This window comes from Bartonella sp. EBT8, assembly GCF_055796165.1.
Window position 1 is genome coordinate 1 of sequence record NZ_JBTTDJ010000018.1, and the last position, 21,821, is coordinate 21,821.

Genomic DNA, 21,821 nt, shown 5'->3' on the forward strand with positions numbered 1-21,821 from the left:
AAAGTGAAATAAGAGAGGTTCCAAAAAATAAGGAAGTGAATAAAAGCGATATTCTTATAGAGATTGTTGATACTGAAGAATAAAGAACAAACGCGGGGGGCTTTTTATGGTTTAATGCCATCTTAAAAGACAAGAGTGCAAAAAAGAAAGCCGTGCCATTTTACAGACGCGGCTTGTGAGTAGATGGAACTAAAAAAATAAAAACTAACAATTAAACACATATATACAAAACGTATCATATTGCAAGCTCTCTAGTCTCTTTATAAAAACTTATCCAAAATAATATAAAGATGATTATGAAAGCGTTCTTTTAGATCATCACATTTAAATGAAAAAAAGCCTATTAGCTCTGTGATGATTTAAAGCCTATTCATAACAATGCCCTCATTTTTGAGGTGACTAAAATTACTCAATCTAAATTTGGATTAACCTCTTAAAGAACGTTTCAAATATTTGCATTTAAACAAGCCCTCATATTCAATTGCGTTTTAACAATGCGATTTATTATGATAAAAACGTCTTGTAAAATTTATGAGCTGTTATGAATGATAACTGCATTTCATTTGAATGCTCCCATGCGTTATAACATTGGCATCATGATTTGCTTTTTATGCTCTGTTTATAGATGGCTATTGTTTATAAAAAATGTTCAATTGAATCGTGCATAAAAGCGTGGATTCTTAAGTGGATTCAAATAAAATAAAAGCACTTAATATACTGATTTTATTGCGTTTTTATTCATGATACGCTTTCATTAAAGGCGGGATGTTACTTCCAAAAACTTATGCAACTCACGTGCATTGACGGTTTGAACTGTTTCTTGTCCAATGGCCTGTTCTGATATTTTTATGAGATTGTTCATGATATTTTCCTAACGAAATTTTAAATTTCGATTAGACACCCAAAAGGGCGCCAGGTGCTCAAAATACGACCGTTAGTCCGCCATTATACTTTCCCTTAGAAAAGGTATTGTATGGTATAGCGACACCCGACAACAAAACACACTTTTGACGTGATACTTAAGTCGAATTCTTAGGAACGGTAAACAATTTCGGTTGTTCATCCGCTAACGATTTCAAAGTGTTTTGACCACCTAACGAATGAATCTAACAATTTTGAAAACATTGTCAAGCTGTTTCTGAAATAATCTAGCATTTCATCATGTCCCTTTGGGGTGCAAGGGCTTTAATTTCCTTGTTGATTTCATTTATGAGGGGCTCAAGGTTGAGAACACTTTTAGGCACAGCACCACCATATAGCCATGCTTTCACTTGCGCCTTGGTACTGTAATCCACATTGTTTGGTATCTCGTGATATTGACCTCCTTCAAATTGCTCATATTCTTTTGATCTGTCCTCATATTCGTAAAGATTATAAAAATACTCAGTGACCCCTAATCCCCATGGCGCGTGCCCTCTTGCCGTTGCAATAAACTTTTTTTGTGGTTGTTTACGTTTTGTTAAAAACAAATCTTTAAAAATTCCCATGCTTTTAGTCCATAATTTTACCTTTGGTCTATTTGCCTCAAAATTGGCTCTACAGAGCGTTTTTAGTTTTTTATGTCAAAATCAAAAAATCTTTAAATCGCTTTGTACGGTCTATTTTATCGAGTTAAACGCGTATCTATTCCAATATCTCATACAAAATTCCTTCACTTTGCTATCTTATCCTCGATGCCCTTTAAAATTCCATTGAACTCTTCTTGTAACTTTTCTAAATGCTCATCAGCCACTAAAGGCGCCTCTTTCCCCTTGTCTTGTATCTCAGGCTTTTGAAGGTATCTAAATATTTGATCAATACTTATGCGTATACCCTTTTCAAGCTCTTCACAGTAACGATTATAAATCGGCTGTTGATGGCATGAAAGTTGCATTTAAACCTTCTGCTTTGCCTTTCAAAACGTTCTTTGTTGCCGTTTGCAATGCCCAGCTGCTTATACCATCGAGGGTGTAAAAATACGCAAGCGCTGTTGCCTTTTCATCGCATTCTGATGGGCTTTTGAGGCCATTCGACAACACAAGATACGTGGTTTTGATCTCCTCTTCCGTTGCTTTGTTCTCAAGTTCGTTCAACGCATCATTGGCTAGTGAGGTAATTCTCTCCGCTTCGGCACTCGATGGTTTTTATCCCGTTAATCAAAGGAAGGGTGGTTCCTTTACCATCTTTGAATAAAAACTTGAACGAATTATCTGAATTTTTGATATCGGACATGTATTGTGCAACTCGATAAGAGCGGCTGCGTTGTTCTCTTGTGTTTTCAATGATCGCTTTTCCATAGTTTTTTCCTTTCGTTAAATCATCGATAGCTTTTCGCACCCAATTGCGCCATATTGCTTGCCAATCGGTTTTGGTTGCATTGGCTCCACTTTTTGAACACCAGTAATCTCGAAACTTTGCGATTTCGACTTTCACACGCTCTGGAGGCAAGCCCTCTGCAATTGCAAAATCGTAATCCGGTTCAAAATCGTCTGGCAATCGACAGCCGCGATCAGTTCTAGACCGCTTGGCTTTTTTGGAAACGTTTTCTTGCTCGTGAATGGAAGGATGATCCTCTGCACCCGTTGCGATTGCATCTGCTAGCTTTTCGCAATCATCATCCTCTGATGGCTTGAGAGCCTGATCAACAATTTCGATATTTTCTAAATCAAAATCGTTTTCTTTTTTTGCTAACACGATAGTGTTAGTTTTTTATTATAACTGTTAATGTTATTGTTAATGTGTTGTCGTGATGATGTCATGATAGATGCATCATATTCTTTTGATGTGTTATCCTTCTGCTTATTTTTTCTAGTATTTGCAGCTTTGATAGCTTTTTCAAAAAGCCTATTTAAATTCTCATTACAATTTTTTAATTCTTCTTCAACTTGTGTACTCCACAAATTTCCATCTTCCAATTGAAGAATTAATTTTTTTCTAATGATTTTTTAAACGTTTGCACTGAACAACCAACGATGCGTGCTAAAGCAGCAGTATCATCATAAATCGGTTCACAAGATCGATACATAAGAGCAGTGAGTGTACTATAAGTAGCTTTCTCTGCTGCATCAGTGTCAGCAAAGTCCATAATCCACTCTTGATAAAAATTACGGACCCAAGGTAATTTACTGGACATAGTTGTCTTCCTGTTCTTGAGTAAAAGCGGCTTCTTTTAATTCTTTCTCAACTTCTGAATTCCACAATCGACTATCGTCTAAATGTATGAAGCAACCACGTTCAATCAAAGAATTCAAAGCTACTTCAAACTCTTCTACTGGGTAACCAGTATAAAGAGATAATGCCCTTAAGTCATTTGAAACCAGGTTCACCATTATGGAGCATTAAAAGCCGCAACATGATATAGATACATTTCTCGGTCGGCGACAAACAAAAAAGAACTATAAGCCATTTGTAGGAAAAAAGCCTCGTCCACGGTAATTTACTAGACATGTATACCCCCTTCTTTCATTAAATATAAAATTGCTAATGCATCCACTTCATTATCATCCTTAGGCTTGTGTCCCTTTGCACACATCGCTTGTATCATCTCTTCTTTTAAGGCATTTCCTTTTCTTGTCGTTGCCTTCTTAATTGTGCCAACAGGAATGCCCTTGTAAGGTATCTGATGATGTTTACACCAAGCTGTTAAGATCCCTAACAAACCACCGTAAACATGCGCTGCATCGCTACCAACATGACGGCGCACCTCTTCAAAATACACGGCGTCAATGCCACCGGCTGTTGCTTTCATTTCTGTAAGCCATTGTGCCAATTTTAAATAACGCATACCCCCGCCTTCAAAACGATGGTGTTCAAAATTCGCGGTTCCACTAAAGATGTGACCATCCGCACCACGTATCGCCCATCCCGTTTTGGTACCTAAATCAAGGCAAAGAATGGTTGGTGCGTTAGTGATCATATTCCCCCCCTTAAGGCTGTTGTGTATTATATATTTGCCATGACAGAGCGCGTTGCGATTGGCTGTCTTGAAAAAATGTTTGTGAAAAAGTAATCTCCCAACGATTCTAAAAAAGTGGGGAGGGGAAAGATGCAAGAATGGGTAGTTGATAAGGTTGTATTCTTATTGCACTGGATAAATGATAGTGCTGTATTTTTGCTGTACTGGATAAATAATAATCTTACGATTGCTCCTGTCATTGCTACGATAGTTACTGGAATGGTGATACTTTTTGTGCAACAACGAAGCTTAAAAAAACAACTTAAAATCTTCCAACGACAAACTATAGCATCAGAAACCCAGACCGCTATTCTATTAGAAGATAAAAAAGCACGGGATTTGGGACCATATTTGAAATTGAAGGCAATATTCCTCCCACAGGAATATAAAGGCATTCCCCATGTTAAGGTAAAGTTGTATAAACTGTAGAAGGTGGTCTAAAAGGTGGTCTGAAATAAGCTTTTAAAAGAAAAAGATTATATATTTCAATATGTTAAACAAATAAAACGGTGCCGCATGCTGGATTCGAACCAGCGACCCCATCATTACGAATGATGTGCTCTACCAACTGAGCTAATGCGGCGTAGACTTGTATTGAATGAGACAAAAGCCAGTTTGAGGGTAATAACCAAAAGTTTTCGTAAAAGCAAGTATACATTTTTTTCAATAATTTATAAGATGTTGTCATTATTGAGAGAGGAAAGGGGGAATGCAAAGGGTAAGAGTGAAACAGTATTTTTTTGATTTCAATTCTATAAAATGCTTTCCAATTTAAGATCACGCTCAAACTTAGTAAATTGTATGAAAAATACATCTTTGGAGTAGGAAATGATGTCAAAATTTCCTCATAAAGATAGGAATATCTGTTGCTTCTATGGGATGAAAAAAATTATTGTGTAGGCAGCAAGAGGAATAAAAGACCTCAACCTTTATGAGGTGAAGATAAGATCGGTGGAATTATTAGAAAAATTACTTCCCATTTTTATAGAAATAAGAATAAAAGTAGCGGCTTAATGAATTAAATACATTTTTCTATTTAGAATGGAGCAAGAGCCATGTCGGATGAAAATAGGCTGATAGAATTAGAAACGAAGCTAGCTTATCAAGAAAAACTTATTGATGAGCTTTCTTGTGTGGTAACTGATCAATGGAAAAGTTTGAATGAGATATCTAAAAAACTTAATATTTTAATGAGAAAATTTTCGGATTTAGAAGAACAGAGTGTTTGCGATGGTATTATTTTACCATCTTCTCATCAATAGGGATTATAGGAAAATCGGCTATTTTAAAACCTTCTAGCTTCCTGTACAAATTTTTTGGTATAATGGAGGATTAATTTTAGTTGCTAATTTCTTAATTGATAAAAATGGTGTGCTCTGTATTTGCTTATATCTATCTTAAGCTAGTTGTACTGATAGTAAGATGCTTTTAAGCTCGCTTCCCTTAATAAAATAGCTTTCCACTATCTTAAAGGATCAAATTCTTTGAAGTGTATTTGTTGTATCGATATTATAAATTCTAGTAAAATATTAACAAGATCAAATATATTCTTCTGTATATAATATTTTATGAAAATGTTTTTGTTTTTTATGATTCAAGATACAAAATATTATTGCCAAAACACCTAAGATAAACCATGTTGGTAAACAAGTAAGAATAATGCAAATTGTGGATAGAAAAGCTGGTATGGTATTATGTATAGACTGGTTAAGGTGATAGATATCTGTTTGCAGAAGGTTTGCTAGCATTTTATTTAAAGGGGTTGTCATCCAATGTGATGCACTCACAGAGTGTACGGTATCGATAACGAAGAGTATAATTGCTAGTGTAACGAAAATGAAAGCCATTAATTTGAGTAAAGAACGGAGCATATTTTTTTCCTATAATTTTAACGGAACATTCACATAATGCATACAAAAACAAGGGGTTGCAGTGTGACAAGAAATAATTTTTTGTATTTTTTTGAAAAAGATGCATAAAAACTAGGATTATTTTATCTCAATAAAAATTTATTTTGAATTCAAAAAAAGGTAATGGAGAATGGTGTTTGAGGAAAAGCATAATGAATTAAAGCGTAATCTGCAAAATCGTCACGTTCAAATGATTGCTTTAGGGGGGGTTATTGGAACAGGCCTTTTTTATGGGTCAACAGAGTCTATAAAATTAGCTGGTCCTTCAACCATTCTAGCATATCTTTTTGGAGGACTTATTATCTATTTCATCATGCGAATGCTTGGTGAGATGTCAGTAGAAGAGCCAACATCAGGCGCTTTTAGTTTCTTTGCCTATAAATATTGGGGGAATTTAGCTGGTTTCATAACAGGTTGGAATTATTGGTTTCTTTATATTCTCGTTAGTATGACCGAACTTACAGTTATTGGATTTTATCTAGATCATTGGATTTTGATTGATCATTGGAAGTCATCCTTCTTTGTTCTTTTGCTTGTAACATTGATTAATTTGTTGAATGTTCGTTTTTACGGTGAATTTGAATTTTTCTTCGCTTTGATTAAAATGGTTGCTGTTGTTGGTATGATTATTTTTGGAATTTTTCTTATTCTCACTGGAATAGATGGATATCAAGTCGGCATTCACCATCTTTGGTCTCATGGTGGTTTTTTCCCTTATGGTGCAACAGGGGTTGTTTTAGCTACATGCGTGGTGATGTTTTCTTTTGGAGGAACAGAATTAATTGGTATTGCTGCTGGAGAGATCTCAAATCCACGAAAGACAATACCCATCGCTATTCGTAAAGTTATGTGGAGAATTATAATTTTTTATATTGGCTCCATTAGCGTTATTATGATGATAAGCCCGTGGAATATGATCGAGAAAAATGGTAGTCCTTTTGTTACAATTTTTGAGACAATAGGAATTCCAGCTGCGGGTCATATTTTGAATTTTGTAGTCATTATGGCTGCTATTTCGGTTTACAACAGTGGTATTTATTCCAATGGTCGTATGCTTTATAGTTTAGCTGTACAAAGAAATGCTCCACATATTTTTAGTAAACTTAATGCAGCTCGTGTTCCTTACATTGCTATCCTTTTTTCATCGATTTGTACCGCGATGATTATCGTTGTTAATGCTCTTATTCCTGATAATAGTTTTATGCGAATCATGGCTCTTGCAACAGCAGCAGCGGTTATTACTTGGGCTATTATTATTATTGTGCATTTAAAATTTCGAAAAGCTCATAAAAACAGAAAAGAAGACTTTATTTATGCATTTGGTTTATACCCTTACGCTAATTATCTTTGCCTCTGTTTTCTTGCTTTATTATTTTGCATTATGTTTTTAAGTGGATTTGGAAAAGATGGGTTAATGGTTCGACTTTTTGATATGATAGGAATAAAGATACCCTCTCTTGAAACATATATTCCTATGCAGATGCCTGATATGAGTTTAGCGGTTATTATTATTCCTATATGGTGCTTGTTTTTACTGTTAGGTTATAAGCTAAAGCGATAGCGATAGAAAAGGGTAATAAGGATTGATTGGAATAAATTTGGGGGATGATAAAATTTGATAAGGTAACACAAGTTTTTGGTGATTTGTGTGTTTTAAAGAATATTACTGTAGAGCTTACCGAAAGACGAATAGCTATCATTGGCGCAAATGGTTCTGGCAAAAGCACATTTGTTCGTCTTATCAATGGATTACAATTACCATCTCACGGTTTTGTAAGCGTTGATGGGCTTGATACAAAGCGCGATGCGAAGGCAGTAAAGCGTAAAGTAGGATTTGTTTTTCAAAATCCTGATAATCAAATTGTTTTACCATTAGTGGAAGAAGATTTGTCTTTTGGTCTCAAAAATCTAAAACTTAGCAAAGATGAAATTAAGAAGCGTGTCGATGAGATTTTACAGCGCTATGATCTTCAAAATTTTAGAAATCACGCGGTTCATTTATTAAGTGGTGGTCAAAAACAATTAATTGCCATTTCGGGTATCGTGGCGATGAAGCCGGACTATATTGTTTTTGATGAGCCAACGACATTACTTGATTTGCGCAATAAGCGCCGTGTTACGCACGTTATAGAAGAATTATCACAAACGGCGATCGTGGTATCACATGATTTGGAATTTCTCAGAAATTTTGATAGAATACTAGTTTTTGATAAGGGGGAAATAGTTGCTGATGATGTACCTTTTGTTGCTATCAAAGAATATATAAGAAGAATGTCGTGATCAGCTTATATTTCTCTCAAGATACCTTTATTCATAGGATGAGCCCAGGAAGTAAGCTCTTATTCCTTGCGCTATGTGCAAGTGGCCTACTGATGGTATCATCGATACCCATCCTTTTTCTCTTTTTATTATTTGTAGCTTTACTTTATAAAGCTGCGAAAATTCCTTTTAACAATGTCTTAAAACAATTTAAAACAATGGGCTTGTTTTTAGTTCTTATATTTGTGTTTCAAGTTATTTTCAAAAGCTGGTTTACAGGTTTTGAGATTATATTGCGTTTACTTTCTCTTGTTTTTTTGGCATCTCTTGTGTCTTTAACCACTAAAGTTTCAGATATGGTGAATTCAATTGAAATATGGCTCCAACCATTTCAACGCTTTGGTATCAATCCATCAAAAATTAGTATGGTGTTATCTATGGCAATCAGATTTATTCCGGTTGTTGGTGAAAAGTTCAATGAAGTGCGTGAAGCACAGCGAGCTCGTGGATTTGATACGAACATTGCTGCTCTTGCAATGCCATTAATTATACGAACAATAAGGATGGCTTCAGAAGTTGCTGAAGCACTAGAAGCACGTTCTTATGATGCTGAATCTGATAATAAAATATCTGATGATGATAAAGTTATTCATAGTAAGGGGATAATTCAATGAATACAAAAGATCTAACTTATATTGCTTTATTTGCAGCCATTTACGCGATTTTAGGACTTTTTCCTCCTATTTTCCTTCCTTTTTTTCTCGGGCTTCCTATTACAGCTCAGTCAATGGGACCAATGTTAGCAGGGTCTATACTAGGAGCAAAAAGAGGATTTTTGGCCTCTCTTCTTTTCCTTGTCCTGGTAGCGATTGGATTACCTCTATTAGCTGGTGGACGTGGGGGAATTGGTTCTTTCGTGGGAGCTGGTGGAGGCTATCTGATTGGTTTTGCAGTTGCTGCATTTTTTATTGGTTTTATGGTCGAGTTGCTTTGGCATCGACTAAATTTTATAATATTGTTTTTGATAAATACCGTAGGTGGGATTGGGGTTGTTTATCTTTTTGGAATACCGTGGATGGCTTATATTACTCAGGTTCCTTTACTAACAGCTTTAATAAGTTCATCAGGTTTTTTGATTGGTGGTTTTCTGAAAGTGTTGATTGCTTCCTTTATTGCACTGACAGTTAGAAAAGCTAGTCCTCTCATTATGTCCCAAAAGGATAATTCCCACTTTAAATAGAGGCAATATAGGAGGATAAAAGAAAATTATAGCGCATTGTATAAATAATCATATTAAAAAGAAGCATAATAATATACCAATATGTATATTATAGAGCGCAAAACCATCGTTGATAAACTATGTAGCTTATTTTTAACTTTATTGGGAAGTTTTATGGAAAAAGATATAAAGTAATCTTTTAAATATAAATATGAGCAATTTTTTAAATATCTATGTTTAATGAATTATTAAAAATTTCTTTATGATTATTTATATTTATAGTGTATGCACAAATTGACATTATGTTAAATTCATTGCAAGCATTAAAGATAAATATATGGTTAAAAGTATGAATATCAGGTATTGTTTTTTGTATGTTGTATTGTCTTATTTTTTTCATCTGTCGTGAAAGCGTCTGAGCATACAGTTTTTCAAAGAGCAGAATTTTTTATGCTTATGCCTACGTTTTCTGCGAAAAATATATTTCCTAACGAGCAAGTTGATCCTTTTTTGAATAAAGTTATTATACCTTCTCATCCGGGAAAGCATGGTATATTTTGGAAAACTATAATATCATTTTGTTCAAAAATGGGACGTTTGTATGCAGATTTAGGACGATATTTATACGCCTCCATATTCTCTATATTCAATTGGTAGGGTAAGAGGATATATTATTTTAGCTGAGTTTCTGCCGTAGAAGCATGAGAGATATATTTTAGAGAACATTGGAGTTTTATTGAGAAAAAAGCCTGAGGGCTAATCAAAGTCGAAATTTACAGATTATACATACAGACAATAAAGTGTATGCACGGAGGATTTAGTTATTTATTCCATTAGGCAATGACTTATCAGCATAAGTAATCTAAATAGTCAAGTCATCAATCTTTTTCAATACATTCATAATTATTCAAATGATTTAGCAAAATAATGGGAGCGAGTTTTTACAACATCGCGTTATTTATGGAAAAGGATTATAATTCTCCTCTTTAGAAGAGAAGTCTATAGAGTTGAATCTATTAAATCTTTTAGAGTGAATGAAATCTGGTAGAAAAAATTTTCTACTATTTTAAGTCTTTTCTAGCAACATGTTGTTCTCTTTGGATACTCCAGACAGTTTATTTTATTTAGATCCTTCATATTATTATCTTATTTGCGCACGTTTGTTAACAATAGCATGCCCATAAACTTGCGTATAATTAAAAAGACAGGTAGAGCCTAGAACCCTAGCATTGCCATAAAGCCTTGCTTGTATCTTCAAAAAGACAACCATTATGAGAAAGATACGCATTGTCATAAACACGGGCATATTTATTAAACCCATGCCTCATTATAAACCCAGCAGTTACCATCATGAGAGAGGTTACTTTTATTTTCAATAAAGCCGCCTAATTAATTGACCAGCCTTGGCATCAGAAAAGCTTTTTAAAGCACGAATGCGATAAAGCGTTGTCATTCTTTGTGTCATTTTATCTTTCAAGTGTTTTATTTTATTTGTTAATTCATATTTTTTAGTAACTATACTTATCATGCAACCAATTGATTTATAACGATAATTTACTGTTTTGCATATTGAATTAGACGTCCGAATATTGTAGGATTCTCTCATACCAAATCTGCTTATGTTCAATCAATCATAATCACTTATTTGCACGTCATAAGCGGGGTTATCGTGTGGATAGAAAACAGTTTAGAAAGGAACAAAAATGCCTCTTATGAATCGTCTTAATGCAAGAGCTGTCACAACATTGGGGGCTGGTAAATATAATGATGGTGCTGGCTTGTTACTTCATAAGGGTAAAGATGGGGGTGCTCAATGGATTTACCGATATACCATTCACGGACACCGTCGTGAAATGGGCTTGGGTGCTTTAAGAAATGTTTCTTAAAAAAAAGCCCGTGAATTAGCAACCCAATGGCGTTCTGTTTTGAATGAGGGTCGTGACCCCATTAAAGAACGTGAAAAACAAAAGCGTGAGGCAATGCGCAATCTCCATTATTTAAAAGATATTGCTCTCGATGCTTTTGAAAGCCGTAAAGCTGAACTCAAACATGATGGTAAAGATGGGAATTGGTTTTTACCTTTACGCCTTCATATTCTCCCTAAATTAGGCTGTCTATCCGTTTCAGAAATTACACAAACTGATATACGTAATGTACTCGCTCCCATCTGGCATACTAAAGCTGGAACAGCTCTTAGAGCTCTCATTCGTCTTAATATGTGTCTCAAACATGCTGCTGCCTTGGGATTGGATGTTGATCTACAAGCAACAGAAAAAGCACGCGCCCTCTTAGGCAAACAACGCCATAAAGCGCAAAATAGACCAGCAATGGATTGGAAAGAGATACCGGCTTTTTATCAAACACTTTGAGAAACACCAACTCTAACACAACTGGCTTTGCGTCTGCTTATTCTTACAGGCGTTCGTACCTACCCCTTGTGTCATAGCCATAAAGATCAAGTTGATGGTGATATATGGACCATCCCTGCTGAGAATATGAAAGGAAAGCGTAATGCTACAACAGAGTTTCGTGTGCCTTTAACAACAGAAGCATTGGAAATTTTAAAACAAGCGCGCCTGCTATCTCGCAATGATTTCTTTTTCTCTGCAACTGGTCGGGGTCCCCTTGCTGATAATTGCATGTCACATTATATGAAGAGAATTGGACTTGATGCTTGTCCTCATGGCTTTCGGTCTAGTTTACGTGATTGGCTAGAAGAAACAACAGATGCTTCTTTTGAGGTAGCAGAAACCATTCTAAGTCATACGGTCGGGGGTAAAGTAGAGCGTGCTTACCGTCGTACTGATTATTTAGAACAGCGCCGTGTTTATATGAATAAATGGGCGGCTTATGTTATAGGCCAATCTTAAAAGATGGGGTTTTGTACCCCATCATTCCTTCATTATCTGTGGATAACTTTCTCTCTTCGTTCTCTCATTTTTGCTCAATAAGACTCATAAATTATCAAATGAGAAAATACATCATAAATGACTGTTTTTTATGAATAAACTTACTTTGCAATCTCAATAAAATATGGTTAATAAATGCTTATGATTTGTTAATATTTTTTTAGATTGAAAGGATTTAGTTATGACTGAAAATGATGTTCTTCTTACAGACCGTGAAAGTGCACAATTATTGCATATAAGCGTTTCAACATTCCGTCGCCATCTGGTCTGTTATCGGAGCCTGTTACTTTATGGGCATCCCTTTCTACAAGTGGCATGATGCATGTGCTGCGCTTACCCCATATCGATAAAGCTCGGCTCACCATAGCTATGGATGGCGATGAGGCGGGTCGTAAAGCAGGTTTTGCCCTTGCTACCCGCGCCTATAGCCAAGGCTTCAATGTCTTGATGATGCAAGCCCCGCAAAACACCGATTTTAACGTTTTATTATTAAATTATGGAAGAGAAAAACAATGACAAAACATAGTCTCGATAACAATGAAAATAGTTCTGTAAATGATAATAACACTGTCTCTTTAAAGGAGCATCCCTGTTTACAAGCCATCCCTTATGAACAGGCTTTGCAACAGATGGGTTGGGGAGAATTAAAACCGTTAAACAAAGCGCTTTTACCGGTTGAACCTTTTGATCCGGAACAAATGCCTTTAACGTTAAGACCCTGATTTTTGAACTTGTCGAAGGTGGTCGTTTGGAAATCAATAAAGAAGCTCTTCAAACAGCCTTGCGTTGGGAAACCTATTTGTTAAGTCATATAAAACGTCTTTATGCGGTGGATGATAGCTTAACAACAGAGCGTGCAAATTTGATTGTAGAGCGTTGTGATTGTTTGCCTAGTGTCTTTCTGCTCGTGATATTCACCAGCGTAATTGGACGCGTTTAAAAGGTAAGGAAGCCATAAAAAAAGCTTTAGAGCTTTTATGTCGTTGCAACTATCTTCGTGAAATCTCTGAAGACAAGGATCAAAAAGGTGATCGTCCTACCATACGCTATGAATGGCATCCTTTGGTGAAAAATCAGAGGACACAACAATGAGGCACTTCTTAAGACACTCTCAAAACCTCTCTTTAAAGAGAAGAATGGATGTTTTTATTCTTTACGTTATGACACCTTCAAAACCCTCAAAACTATAAGCTATAAAAGCCTTGATAGCATCTCTCATAATTACAAACTGTCTTTTGAAAGGCTTTAAAGATTTATATGTTCTCTCATAAAACATGATTTAAACACGCACTCTAATCATAACAATTGTTTGTTAAATTTACTGACAAAAATTGACAAAACAGACAAAACGCGTGTCATTAATTGTCTATTTTACTCACATTACTTTTATACGTGATGTTTCAAAATTTTGAAAAATACTAACCTATTGAAATATAAAGTTTTTATTTTTTCTCTCAATTTTTTTATGGATGGGAGGGTAGATTAACTGACAAAAGAGACAAAAGCCCATTAAAAGGTATTTTGATAAGGATATAAGAATTCGAAATGTTTTTATAACAAATCAAAACCGCATGATCATATTTATCATTTTGTTTTATCAAAACGATGTGCTCTCTGTAGAGAATGAATCAAAACAATAGATTTGAATAAAAAGTGTTGGTTATAAGAATGCGGTCTCTTTATAAAATAACAACGAAATTCACAAAAATATTCACAAGGCGTTTCATAAAAATAATGAAGCTTTATAAAGTTAAAAATAAGCATCATAAGAGCGATTTTAGTTATTATGACATTTAAAAAATAAAAATAACGCAATTGCGTAATATAGATTCAAATAGAGGCAATAAAACAGAAAATATTAACAAGCATATGACGCATATTTATACATAATGGTATAAAAAATAATTATAAAAAACACAAAAAAAGAATAAAATATGATTAACAATAAATACGTATTTTGTTATATAAATAATCAAGTGATGAAAACACTAAACAGTTAGCGAATGGGTTCGATAAACCTAATCTCTATTGTAGAAAAAACTGACTGTCTTTTATACTCTTGTTAGTATATGAAGATTCTGTCGGGTGTCGTTATGTCATACAATACTCCTTTATGGAGAAAAGCATAACAACGGACTAACTGCCGTGTTTTGAGCGCTCGGCGCCTTTATAGGTGTCAATTCAAAAATTTAACAGTTAGGTTTTAATTATGAATACTACAGTAAAAAATACCTTCGTTCTCTCTTCCAATACAAATGACAATGCATCGCTTGCAAAACAAGAGCCTGTAAAAAAATATGAATTTATTGATGATTGTGAATTAATAGATGATCACTTTTTATACCGTATTAGAGCTTTAAGAGATTTTGGTGATGTTAAAAAAGGCGATCTAGGGGGGGTATATCGAAAAGGAAGATAACCTCTCTCATGATGGCAATTGCTGGGTTTATGATAATGCCTATGTTTTAAAGCCTGGTCGTGTTTTTGAAAACGCAAAAGTTTACGATCATGCTGCTATCGGTGGCTATGTGTATGGCAATGCCCATGTTTATGACAATGCTCATATTTCCAATAAAGCATGGGTTTTTCAAAATGCTCATGTGTTTGGTAATGCAAAAATCTATGGCTCTGTTTATGAAAAGGCTCAGGTTTCTTATACGATAGAAGTTTTTGGTCGAGTTTGTGGGCGTGCAAAACTCAATCGACAAAGTAAGATTAGGGTAGTTCCAAAAAATAAGGAGGTTTCTAAAAGTGATATTCTTAATGCCATCTTAAGAGACAAGAGTGTAAAAAAGAAAGCCGTGCCAATTTATGACGCGGCTTTATGAATAGATATTAAGGAACTACTATAAAAGAAATTGATAGCAACTAACTATATACAAAACATATTATATTGCAAGCTTTCTATTCGTTTTATAAAAACTTATCCAAAATAATATAAGGAATGATTATGAAAGCGTTCTTTTAGATCATTACATTTGAATACCCTCATTTTTGAGGTGACTAAAATTACTCAATCTAAATTTGGATTAACCTCTTAAAGAACGTTTCAAATATTTGCATTTAAACAAGCTCTCATATTCAATTGCGTTTTAACAATGCGATTTATTATGATAAAAACGTCTTGTAAAATTTATGAGCTGTTATGAATGATAACTGCTTTGCATTTTATTTGAATGCTCTCATGTGTTATAATATTGGCATCATGATTTGCTTTTTATGCTCTGTTTATAGATGGCTATTGTTTGTAAAAAATGGTCAATTGAATCGTGCATAAAAGTGTGGATTCATAGGTGGATTCAAATAAAATAAATACACTTAATATACTGATTTTATTGTATTTTTATTCATTATGGGGATCCCTAATCAGTATAACTTTCAGAAGTAGCCATACGAAAATTGATCACCTTAGCACCATTATTTATTGTTTTGCTTTCGGGATTGGCACCCGAACGCCTAATTAATGTCACTTTGTTAGGCACATTCTGTATCCTTTTGGGGGAAGAAATGAAGCAATTTATTGAATTTAATACATGAGACTTCATAATAGTACATCACATCATTTTTCAAAACATATTCTCTAAATAAAAGATATTGTATCAAACTTTTATGTGCGATAGTCATTTTATGAATTGAGGAGGTGATTAAATAAAAAGAGAGGCACTGCTTAGAGAATTACGTAAAGAAGCTAGAAAAAGAGGCGTTCATTACAGTGAAGTTCCTGATGCAGAAAAAGGATCCCATTATTGAGTAATTTTTAGAGATAAAACAACAGTTGTAAAATCTGATGAATTGACGCCATTTTACGTGAAAATAATAAAAAACAGTTGGGGGTATGAAGCCTCGATTCAAATGCTTTCATTACTTTTCGTTTCAAGCTCATCTCAGTAGTGATAAGGAGACTCACATATGAAATACACCTATCAAGCAAAGTTGGAAACCGATTCAGATGGTGGTTTTGTTGTGACTTTTCCAGATGTACCTGAAGCAATAACAGCTGGAGAAAATCGAGCAGAGGCATTAGAAAATGCTGTTGAAGCGTTGGGACTAGCGTTACGTAGCTTATCTTATGCGTGGTTTACCTTTACCTATACCACAGCAATATAAAGGTCTTGTAATGGTGACAGTAGACACATGGAATGCTCTCAAATTAGCAGTAGTAGAAGTTTTTAATAATGCTAATATCGCAAAAACAGAATTAGCTAATCGTCTTGGCAAGAAAGAAACTGAAGCGTGTCGCATTCTTGATCTAAACCATCCAACTAAACGTCACACATTAGAACAAGCACTAGCTGTGCTAGGTAAGCAGGTTGTGATTATAATCAAGACACAGCTTAAGATCATCCTCCCCACTCTGAAAGTGGAGAAGAGGGGGTTGTATTTAAAATCTAAGCAGTATTCACTGTAAGAGTTCTCTAAAACTCGTATTGCTTTCGCAATTAAAAGCCTATACCTTCCATTTTCTACTAAATGATTCTGAATGGTGCAAGATATTAAGATATAAAACCTAACTCCCATAGTAATTGAGATAACTTGGGCAACAGCTACCACCTGAGTAAGGCTATAAACATTATAATTGTGTTAACTTTATGAATACCATTAATTTTCTTTCTTATAAATATAAAATAGATACAGATCCAAAGTCGATTAATATAAGTCATAATGATTTTTTTCTAAAAGAAAAAACCTACAAACTTAAAGTTGATGATCAATATGTTATCTTCTTAACAATCGAAAAGTTTTCTGTGAATTCGAATACTTGCTATTGGATTTATGTTTTAATGGGAGAAGGAAGTCCTTACAATCCTGAAGTGGTTGATTCCGAAAACAACTTTCAGACTATTCCTAATCCACGTTCTGAAAAATTAGTTGAGCAAAATCGGCAATATTTTGGAATTTTGATTCCTACAGAGGCCACTCTTTTTTCTTCAAATAAAAAGTTAAATAAATTCTTGCAGTCATGTTACAAAAAATCTTTTCCCCAGAAAAGGATTGATATCTCACCTGGTATTGTTGATAAGAAAGAGCTTGAAAAAAGGTTGCGTTTAATTAAAGAAATAAAACTGAAATATAAACAACCAAAACAATCAGATCTTTTTGGAATACCATCAGAGAAAGATCTTATAGAGATGGCTAAAAATACTCTTGGTGAATTTCCCACGGATGATTTTTCTGAAATAGAATTCAGTTTAGATATCAAATTAAAAGAAGAAAATAATTTAAAAAATTCTGTTTTGGGATTTTTTAAAAAAGGTGAAATAAATCCTGTATTGAAAGGAATAAATTTTGTTGGAGATACATATAACAATTTTGATGTAATATTTAATACTGAAAGTTTTCAACATAAACTTTCTATTAAATTAGAAAAGAATGATAATGGTATGTATAATGAAAACTCTGTAAAAGAAGAATTAAAGTGCGAAATCGAAAAATTTACTCTGGATTCTTAATGGAAGACTGTAGTGCGTAAATAGATATATTTATTAAACTGCGTGTACGAAACATAAGAAATAATACACAGACTAAAAAAAAGTACCAAAGTACAATATTTAAAGACCAAAGAGCAATATCTAAATACCAAAGTACGATATCCAATGAAAAAGAAAACTTATGTTCCACGTACTTGGAAATGACAGGCAAAGAAACCGTTTCTTTATAACTACTTGGAATAATTAAGACTACAAGCGCTAAAATTATGAGCTTTAAGAGTTTGTGCATATACTGTTGTAAATCACCTGTTAATCTCTTCCAAGCGGTTGTATCACCGTATTTATATTTTGGGTTGTTCTGCAACTCAGAAGGGATATTAGAATTGCATAAAATTGCAAAAACAGTTGTTACTATTACCAAAGAAACAGATGTGAAAGTCAAAATACCCTGAATAAAGTCAAGATTTTTTTTAATTCCTAAAAAACATAAAAATATAAAAATTATAACGCCAAACAAGGCCCTTAGCTGCTTATCTGTAAACATATTCATTTCCCCTGGAAAAATTATGATCTCAATTTCTTAAATTATTTTCGATATAAAAACACAAACTACCTTTTAGTCTTTTCAGCATTTGTTTTTTTATAGCAATGTCTTCTATTGCATCCAGTTGCTTTTAATGTTTTAGTTAACATCGTCTATAGTTAATGATAGCTTTAAACACTGAGCTCCATAAGCTTATACCATTGCTTGCATTTTGATACTAAAATACATCTTTCAAAAAAACATAGCATGGGCAACCCTTTTATAAAAATTAAAAGAAACGCTCTGCTATTTTAAAAATACATGAAAGGAGCTAATAACTGTCGCAATATTTTTCGGATTAATTCTGATTATTCATGTTTTTTAAAACAAATATTTTTCAGTTCATGTATCATAAAATATTTAATTTGTATTAATGGATTTATTTGTTTTATAAATTTGATACTCTACAGTTATTTTCTTTTCTAAAAATGCATTATACATTAAAAAAACCTTTTGATCATTCTTTAAAACCTATATCTAAGCAAAAAATGATAACCTCGTTGCTATTTTTCTTTAAGAGCTGTAAACACAAACTCAACATCTGAACAAAGATCTTTTTCTAAACCTCGACAATATGCTGCAAGATCAGCAGATGTTGGTACAAACGTTGTTGACTTACCCTTGACTTCACCACGCAAAATCTGATTAACAGCTCGGCATAAAGCCCATTGTGAAATACCAAAAAGTGCTATAGTGTAAGCGCGAGTACAAACTTCTGCATCCGCTATTTGTCGCATTATTAAGCCGCCTTCAAGCAGATCAAAAGTCTTACAAATAGCATCGGAAGAGGCTTCCATAGCAATTGTTTCTTTCAGCTTTTGACAAACTTTTAGTGCTTGCTGTTCCTCTTCAGCCGTAATCTCTGCGTGACCTTGTTTGATGCGTTCTGAAATCTGAGCTAAAAAGTTTTTAAGTTCTAAATTTTCATCAAAAAAGTATTGTGCCATTTTTTCTCTCATTCGTGTAAAAAAAATCACTCAAGCGGTTTAGTCAGATTGATTTTCGAAAGCACTTAAATCAATCTTGGTTTTTTTTAAGCATTTGTACCAGCTCGTCCTATTTTTCAGCAGAAACAGGCTCTTCTTTCGGTTTCATCTCTGGTCTATCGAGTTCTTTGAATATCCTTTCAACTGTAGATCGAATATTGTCTTCAAGCTTTTTGTAATAAAGTAGGAGATCTGGAGAAGCAGGCATAAACGTTGTCGACAAACCTTCTGCTTCTCCTTTCATCACATTTCTTGTGGCGGTTTTGATTGCCCAACGGCTTAAACCACCAAGAGAAAAAAGATAAGCAACCGCTGTGGCTTTTTCATTTTCTCTAAGTTGGCTTTTAAGCCAACCAGAAAGCATGAGAAACATAGCTTTTATTTCTTCCTCAGAAGCTTTTTCATCAAGCTTTTGCAAAACTTCATTACCCAACGAGATAATTCTCTCCGCTTCTGCAGGTGATGGTTTTTTTGTCCGCTAGCCAATGGAATGGAGGAGTTTGCATCATCCTCGAATAGAAATTTGTACGGACTGTCTGAATTTTTAACATCGGATATGTGTTGTGTAATTCGATAAGTGCGGCTGCGTTGTTGTCCTGTGTTCTCAATGATCGCTTTTCCATAGTTTTTTCCTTTCGTTAAATCATCGATAGCTCTTCGCACCCAATTGCGCCATGTTGTTTGCCAATCCTTTTTGGTTGCATCCTTACCTGATTTTGCTAACCAAAAATTTCTAAATTTTTCGAATTCTAATAACGTCTCATCATGCGTTAATCCCTGATCAATTGCGTATTGCACATTAGGTTCGAAATTGTCCGGTAATCGACAGCCGCGATCAGTTCTTGCCCGTTTTGCTTTTTTAGGAACGTTTTCTTGCTCGTGAACAGGAGGTTGATTGTCTGCACCCATTTCGATTGGATTTGCTAACACGATAGTGTTAGTTTTTTTATTATAACTGTTAATGTTAGTGTTATTATTTATGCTATGTATATAGGTATCATTAAGCATATTGTTAGCATCACGCTTAACAGTTTTAGCATAGCTTTCAGCATTTTCAGGGTCTTTAGCATGATAACAAGCATCTTGACCGAGATGTTTTTGATACCTTCTCTAAATGTTCATTGCAATTATTGAGTTCTTCTTCAACACCTGAACTCCACGAACGGCCATCTTCTGAACACCTGATATTACCTTTGTTTATTAAGCTATCTAATGTTTTCATAAACATTTTTACTGAACAGCTAGTATAATTAGCCAAAACCTTGAGGTTATTAAAAAGGAGCTCTTCAGTATAAAGCGTTTGCAAACGTAATTTTATATACACATTGCATTCAATAGGAGATAAACAAGCAAGACCAAGAATTCACTTATCTGCAAACAGCCTCGTCCACGATAATTTACTAGACATGTATACCCTCTCTTTCATTAAATATAAAATTGCTAAAGCATCTGCTTCATTATCATCCTTAGGTTTGTGTCCTTTGGAACATATTACCTGTATCATCTTTTCTTTTGAGGTATTTCCTGTAATTGCCTTCTTAATTGTGCCAACAGGGATGCCTTTGTAAGGAATTTTGTGAAGTTTACACCATGCTGTTAAGATCCTTAACGAGCAGTCATAAACATGGGAAGCATCTGTACCAATATGCCGACGTACTCTTCAAAAATACGACTATCGGCTGTTGCCTTCATTTCTGTAAGCCATTTTACCAAGTTTAAATGACGCATCCAATCGCCTTCAAAACGGCGTGCTTGAAAATTAACCGTTCCACTAAATATATGAGCATCGGTACGACGTATTGCCCAGCCCGTTTTTGTGTCTAGATCAGGCAAAGAATGGTTTGTGTGTTAGTGATTATATTCTCTCCTCGAAAACTGTTGTGTATTTATATGGGTGCTATGACAGAGCGTGTAGTGATCAGTTCTCTTGCAAAAATGCTTTTGAAAAAGTAGCCTTCCAACGATTATAAAAAGTGGGAGGAGTTATGATGCAGGAATGGATAATTGGTAACGCTACATTCTGATTGCACCGGATAAATGATAGTACTGCATTTTTGCTGTATGGGATAAGTAATAATCTTACAATTTCTCCTATCATTGTTACGATGGTTACTGGAATGGGGGCACTTTTTGTGCAACAATGAAGCTAAAAAAAACAACTTATAATTCTCTAACGATAATATAGCATCGGAAACCCAAACAGCTATCTTATTAGAAAATAAAAAAGCACGAGATTTAGGGCCATATTTGAAATTGAAGGCAGTATTCTTCCCACAAGAATGAAAATCTTACGAGAAAAAATATAATGGTAAGGAATATACGCGTATCGGGAAAAAAGTCCCTTCCACTTTGTTAAGAGAGCTTAATGAGGGTGATTATGCATCTGTTCCCTTTGAATTGCAAAAATGGACTAAGGCAGGGGGCAAAGTTGTCAAAGGGTTAGCCAACCGGAGAGCCACTGAAGCAGGGTTATGGGCTCGCGGATCTTATGTTTCTTCGAACTATCAAAGGGTTGAAACCAAAGAGGCAACGGGAATGCTTAAAATAGAAGCCTTGGCACCGATTATAGGGTCTTGTTCTGGTCTTGGAGGC

The 21,821-nt window shown here is 34.5% G+C and carries 19 protein-coding genes, 1 tRNA gene and 11 pseudogenes; 15 read left to right on the top strand and 16 right to left on the bottom strand.

Annotated features, from left to right (window positions below; genetic code table 11):
* Nucleotides 1–760: 760 nt before the first annotated feature.
* The 7 genes and pseudogenes from AC0QT4_RS08015 to AC0QT4_RS08045 all read right to left on the bottom strand — a co-directional run.
* Nucleotides 761–862, bottom strand: a pseudogene (locus AC0QT4_RS08015) (phage antirepressor Ant); the annotation flags it as partial.
* A 286-nt stretch (nucleotides 863–1,148) separates the two neighbouring features.
* Nucleotides 1,149–1,487, bottom strand: a complete 339-nt coding sequence (locus AC0QT4_RS08020; protein WP_473201179.1) for a hypothetical protein — start codon at nucleotides 1,485–1,487, stop codon at nucleotides 1,149–1,151.
* Between the two features lie 164 nt (nucleotides 1,488–1,651).
* Complete coding sequence (locus AC0QT4_RS08025; RefSeq protein ID WP_473201180.1) at nucleotides 1,652–1,873, bottom strand: hypothetical protein; 222 nt, start codon at nucleotides 1,871–1,873, stop codon at nucleotides 1,652–1,654.
* Complete coding sequence (locus tag AC0QT4_RS08030; RefSeq protein WP_473201181.1) at nucleotides 1,839–2,072, bottom strand: hypothetical protein; 234 nt, start codon at nucleotides 2,070–2,072, stop codon at nucleotides 1,839–1,841. Before AC0QT4_RS08030 ends, AC0QT4_RS08025 begins: the two co-directional genes overlap by 35 nt.
* 4 nt (nucleotides 2,073–2,076) lie before the next feature.
* Nucleotides 2,077–3,112 (bottom strand): annotated as a pseudogene (locus tag AC0QT4_RS08035) (DUF1376 domain-containing protein).
* Nucleotides 3,102–3,308: a hypothetical protein gene (locus AC0QT4_RS08040; protein ID WP_473201182.1), complete on the bottom strand. Its 207-nt coding sequence runs from the start codon at nucleotides 3,306–3,308 to the stop codon at nucleotides 3,102–3,104. The pseudogene AC0QT4_RS08035 and the gene AC0QT4_RS08040 overlap by 11 nt, the downstream one beginning before the upstream one ends.
* 110 nt (nucleotides 3,309–3,418) lie before the next feature.
* The gene (locus AC0QT4_RS08045) at nucleotides 3,419–3,895 is read right to left on the bottom strand and encodes a crossover junction endodeoxyribonuclease RuvC (protein ID WP_473201183.1); all 477 of its coding nucleotides are present in this window, start codon (nucleotides 3,893–3,895) and stop codon (nucleotides 3,419–3,421) included.
* 129 nt (nucleotides 3,896–4,024) lie between these two features.
* On the opposite strand from AC0QT4_RS08045, the gene AC0QT4_RS08050 reads away from it, so the two are divergent.
* Nucleotides 4,025–4,363: a hypothetical protein gene (locus AC0QT4_RS08050; protein ID WP_473201184.1), complete on the top strand. Its 339-nt coding sequence runs from the start codon at nucleotides 4,025–4,027 to the stop codon at nucleotides 4,361–4,363.
* An 81-nt stretch (nucleotides 4,364–4,444) separates the two neighbouring features.
* On the opposite strand, the gene AC0QT4_RS08055 is transcribed toward AC0QT4_RS08050, so the two are convergent.
* Nucleotides 4,445–4,517: transfer RNA gene (locus AC0QT4_RS08055), tRNA-Thr, on the bottom strand.
* A 472-nt stretch (nucleotides 4,518–4,989) separates the two neighbouring features.
* On the opposite strand from AC0QT4_RS08055, the gene AC0QT4_RS08060 reads away from it, so the two are divergent.
* A complete protein-coding gene (locus AC0QT4_RS08060) occupies nucleotides 4,990–5,196 on the top strand; it encodes a SlyX family protein (RefSeq protein WP_473201185.1) in 207 nt (68 codons plus the stop codon).
* A 276-nt stretch (nucleotides 5,197–5,472) separates the two neighbouring features.
* Here AC0QT4_RS08060 and AC0QT4_RS08065 read toward each other — a convergent pair whose 3' ends face one another.
* The gene (locus AC0QT4_RS08065; RefSeq protein ID WP_473201186.1) at nucleotides 5,473–5,805 is read right to left on the bottom strand and encodes a hypothetical protein; all 333 of its coding nucleotides are present in this window, start codon (nucleotides 5,803–5,805) and stop codon (nucleotides 5,473–5,475) included.
* 169 nt (nucleotides 5,806–5,974) lie between these two features.
* Between AC0QT4_RS08065 and AC0QT4_RS08070 the strand changes: the two genes are divergently transcribed.
* The 4 genes from AC0QT4_RS08070 to AC0QT4_RS08085 are packed head-to-tail and all read left to right on the top strand — an operon-like array spanning nucleotide 5,975 to nucleotide 9,343.
* Nucleotides 5,975–7,405 (top strand): amino acid permease, encoded by a 1,431-nt coding sequence (locus tag AC0QT4_RS08070; RefSeq protein ID WP_473201187.1) that lies wholly within the window; start codon nucleotides 5,975–5,977, stop codon nucleotides 7,403–7,405.
* A gap of 44 nt (nucleotides 7,406–7,449) precedes the next feature.
* Complete coding sequence (locus AC0QT4_RS08075) at nucleotides 7,450–8,124, top strand: energy-coupling factor ABC transporter ATP-binding protein (protein ID WP_473201188.1); 675 nt, start codon at nucleotides 7,450–7,452, stop codon at nucleotides 8,122–8,124.
* Nucleotides 8,121–8,777, top strand: a complete 657-nt coding sequence (locus AC0QT4_RS08080) for an energy-coupling factor transporter transmembrane component T family protein (RefSeq protein WP_473201189.1) — start codon at nucleotides 8,121–8,123, stop codon at nucleotides 8,775–8,777. The genes AC0QT4_RS08075 and AC0QT4_RS08080 overlap by 4 nt, the downstream gene beginning before the upstream one ends.
* Nucleotides 8,774–9,343 carry a biotin transporter BioY gene (locus AC0QT4_RS08085; RefSeq protein WP_473201190.1) on the top strand — a complete coding sequence of 190 codons (570 nt, stop codon included), beginning with the start codon at nucleotides 8,774–8,776 and terminating at the stop codon, nucleotides 9,341–9,343. The genes AC0QT4_RS08080 and AC0QT4_RS08085 overlap by 4 nt, the downstream gene beginning before the upstream one ends.
* A 1,120-nt stretch (nucleotides 9,344–10,463) precedes the next feature.
* On the opposite strand, the gene AC0QT4_RS08090 is transcribed toward AC0QT4_RS08085, so the two are convergent.
* Complete coding sequence (locus tag AC0QT4_RS08090; protein ID WP_473201191.1) at nucleotides 10,464–10,628, bottom strand: hypothetical protein; 165 nt, start codon at nucleotides 10,626–10,628, stop codon at nucleotides 10,464–10,466.
* A 397-nt stretch (nucleotides 10,629–11,025) separates the two neighbouring features.
* On the opposite strand from AC0QT4_RS08090, the pseudogene AC0QT4_RS08095 reads away from it, so the two are divergent.
* The 6 genes and pseudogenes from AC0QT4_RS08095 (at nucleotide 11,026) to AC0QT4_RS08120 (ending at nucleotide 15,059) form a co-directional block, all read left to right on the top strand.
* A pseudogene (locus AC0QT4_RS08095) lies at nucleotides 11,026–12,192 on the top strand (tyrosine-type recombinase/integrase).
* A gap of 220 nt (nucleotides 12,193–12,412) precedes the next feature.
* A pseudogene (locus AC0QT4_RS08100) lies at nucleotides 12,413–12,496 on the top strand (helix-turn-helix transcriptional regulator); the annotation flags it as partial.
* A pseudogene (locus tag AC0QT4_RS08105) lies at nucleotides 12,493–12,747 on the top strand (toprim domain-containing protein); the annotation flags it as partial. The pseudogenes AC0QT4_RS08100 and AC0QT4_RS08105, both read left to right, overlap by 4 nt.
* Nucleotides 12,744–12,953 carry a hypothetical protein gene (locus AC0QT4_RS08110; protein ID WP_473201192.1) on the top strand — a complete coding sequence of 70 codons (210 nt, stop codon included), beginning with the start codon at nucleotides 12,744–12,746 and terminating at the stop codon, nucleotides 12,951–12,953. The pseudogene AC0QT4_RS08105 and the gene AC0QT4_RS08110, both read left to right, overlap by 4 nt.
* Nucleotides 12,950–13,323 (top strand): annotated as a pseudogene (locus AC0QT4_RS08115) (hypothetical protein); the annotation flags it as partial. The gene AC0QT4_RS08110 and the pseudogene AC0QT4_RS08115, both read left to right, overlap by 4 nt.
* 1,117 nt (nucleotides 13,324–14,440) lie before the next feature.
* A pseudogene (locus AC0QT4_RS08120) lies at nucleotides 14,441–15,059 on the top strand (hypothetical protein).
* 537 nt (nucleotides 15,060–15,596) lie between these two features.
* On the opposite strand, the pseudogene AC0QT4_RS08125 reads toward AC0QT4_RS08120, so the two are convergent.
* Nucleotides 15,597–15,713, bottom strand: a pseudogene (locus AC0QT4_RS08125) (single-stranded DNA-binding protein); the annotation flags it as partial.
* A 427-nt stretch (nucleotides 15,714–16,140) separates the two neighbouring features.
* On the opposite strand from AC0QT4_RS08125, the pseudogene AC0QT4_RS08130 reads away from it, so the two are divergent.
* Nucleotides 16,141–16,558: pseudogene (locus AC0QT4_RS08130) on the top strand (type II toxin-antitoxin system HicB family antitoxin); the annotation flags it as partial.
* Between the two features lie 262 nt (nucleotides 16,559–16,820).
* Nucleotides 16,821–17,681: a hypothetical protein gene (locus AC0QT4_RS08135; protein ID WP_473201193.1), complete on the top strand. Its 861-nt coding sequence runs from the start codon at nucleotides 16,821–16,823 to the stop codon at nucleotides 17,679–17,681.
* Here AC0QT4_RS08135 and AC0QT4_RS08140 read toward each other — a convergent pair.
* The 5 genes and pseudogenes from AC0QT4_RS08140 to AC0QT4_RS08160 all read right to left on the bottom strand — a co-directional run bounded on the left by AC0QT4_RS08140 (nucleotide 17,665) and on the right by AC0QT4_RS08160 (nucleotide 21,088).
* Complete coding sequence (locus AC0QT4_RS08140) at nucleotides 17,665–18,204, bottom strand: hypothetical protein (protein WP_473201194.1); 540 nt, start codon at nucleotides 18,202–18,204, stop codon at nucleotides 17,665–17,667. The two genes, AC0QT4_RS08135 and AC0QT4_RS08140, sit on opposite strands and share 17 nt — an antisense overlap.
* Before the next feature lie 542 nt (nucleotides 18,205–18,746).
* The gene (locus AC0QT4_RS08145; RefSeq protein WP_473201195.1) at nucleotides 18,747–19,190 is read right to left on the bottom strand and encodes a hypothetical protein; all 444 of its coding nucleotides are present in this window, start codon (nucleotides 19,188–19,190) and stop codon (nucleotides 18,747–18,749) included.
* 109 nt (nucleotides 19,191–19,299) lie between these two features.
* Nucleotides 19,300–19,662, bottom strand: a complete 363-nt coding sequence (locus AC0QT4_RS08150) for a hypothetical protein (RefSeq protein WP_473201196.1) — start codon at nucleotides 19,660–19,662, stop codon at nucleotides 19,300–19,302.
* Nucleotides 19,608–20,159, bottom strand: a complete 552-nt coding sequence (locus AC0QT4_RS08155) for a hypothetical protein (RefSeq protein ID WP_473201197.1) — start codon at nucleotides 20,157–20,159, stop codon at nucleotides 19,608–19,610. Before AC0QT4_RS08155 ends, AC0QT4_RS08150 begins: the two co-directional genes overlap by 55 nt.
* 433 nt (nucleotides 20,160–20,592) lie before the next feature.
* Nucleotides 20,593–21,088: pseudogene (locus AC0QT4_RS08160) on the bottom strand (hypothetical protein).
* 484 nt (nucleotides 21,089–21,572) lie between these two features.
* Here AC0QT4_RS08160 and AC0QT4_RS08165 point away from each other — a divergent pair.
* Nucleotides 21,573–21,821 (top strand): annotated as a pseudogene (locus AC0QT4_RS08165) (glycoside hydrolase family protein); the annotation flags it as partial.